The sequence below is a fragment of the Streptomyces katrae genome (genome assembly GCF_000966975.1).
Lineage (GTDB): Bacteria > Actinomycetota > Actinomycetes > Streptomycetales > Streptomycetaceae > Streptomyces > Streptomyces katrae.
Genome location: NZ_JZWV01001169.1, coordinates 1 through 1,021, shown reverse-complemented (window position 1 = coordinate 1,021; position 1,021 = coordinate 1). Strand labels below are relative to the sequence as shown.

The 1,021-nt window shown below is 73.4% G+C and carries 2 protein-coding genes; both read left to right on the top strand.

All coding sequences use genetic code 11. The features are described from left to right. Nucleotides 1–494: NADPH-dependent FMN reductase (locus VR44_RS34305; RefSeq protein ID WP_045951554.1), on the top strand; the 494-nt coding region annotated here is incomplete at its 5' end. A 72-nt stretch (nucleotides 495–566) separates the two neighbouring features. Continuing rightward, complete coding sequence (locus VR44_RS34300; protein WP_045951553.1) at nucleotides 567–911, top strand: hypothetical protein; 345 nt, start codon at nucleotides 567–569, stop codon at nucleotides 909–911. The last annotated feature ends 110 nt before the right edge of the window (nucleotides 912–1,021 follow it).

The window sequence follows — 1,021 nt, the reverse complement described above, 5'->3', positions numbered from 1 at the left end:
GCTGGGTGGCGGACCTCGCCCGCGAGCACGGCTCCTTCGAGGTGACCCCGGTCGACCTCGCCGAGGTGGCCCTCCCGTTCCTGGACGAGCCGGAGTTCCCCTCCAGCGGCAACTACACCCACCAGCACACCCGTGACTGGAGCGCGCTCATCGAGCCCGCCGAGGCGTTCGTGTTCGTCCTGCCGATGTACAACGGCGGCTTCACCGCCCCCTTCAAGAACGCCGTCGACTTCCTCTACGCCGAGTGGCAGGGCAAGCCGGTCGGCATCGTCAGCTACAGCGCGGGCGGCAGCGGCGGCGCCCCGGCCGCCGAGATGCTGCTGCCGGTGCTCACCCAGGTCGGCATGGTGCCCGCGGCCCGTTCGGCGGCGGTCCCCGGCGTCCTCGGCCTGCTCGGCGCCGACGGCTTCACCGCGCCCGAGGGCCTGGCGGCCGAGGTGTCGGGCGTGCTCGACGACATCGCGGCGCTGGTGAAGGAGCCCGCGACGGCGTGACGCCCGGCACCCTTGCCAGGCGTTGGACAATGGAGGGTGGCCCGGAGGATTCGTACGCGCAGGAGGACACGCATGGCAGAGCCCGAGCGGACCGAGCGGAGGCAGCGGCCGGCACCGCTGCTCTTCGAGCCCTCGGAGGCCGTCGCGGACCCGGAGCACTTCTTCGACCTGGAGTCGATCGAGGACCCGCGGGAGCTACTGGCGCGCGCGACCGAGCTGACGCTGGCCTTCCGGGCCGCGCAGAACCGGGCGGAGGAGTTCCAGGCCCTGGCGGCGGCCCAGCTGGCCGACCCCCGCCGCTTCGACCGCCTCACCCCCTCCGCGATCGCCGAGGCGGCGGAATGGACCGAGGACTACGCCCGCCGCATGATCGAATTCGGCGAAGACCTCCAACGCGGGGCATCGCCGGAGGCCTGAGGCTCTGGGGGTGGGGTGGGGTGGGTACCGCACGTCGGGCGGTAGCGGAAAGCGGGACGGGGGCGGGGAGGTCGGGACTTCGGCGGGGCGGTCTCAGGGACCGGTTGGGG

What these genes read in the sequence shown, in the direction of transcription:
- VR44_RS34300 (WP_045951553.1), top strand. Translation starts at nt 567, where the DNA reads ATGGCAGAGCCCGAGCGGACCGAGCGGAGGCAGCGGCCGGCACCGCTG.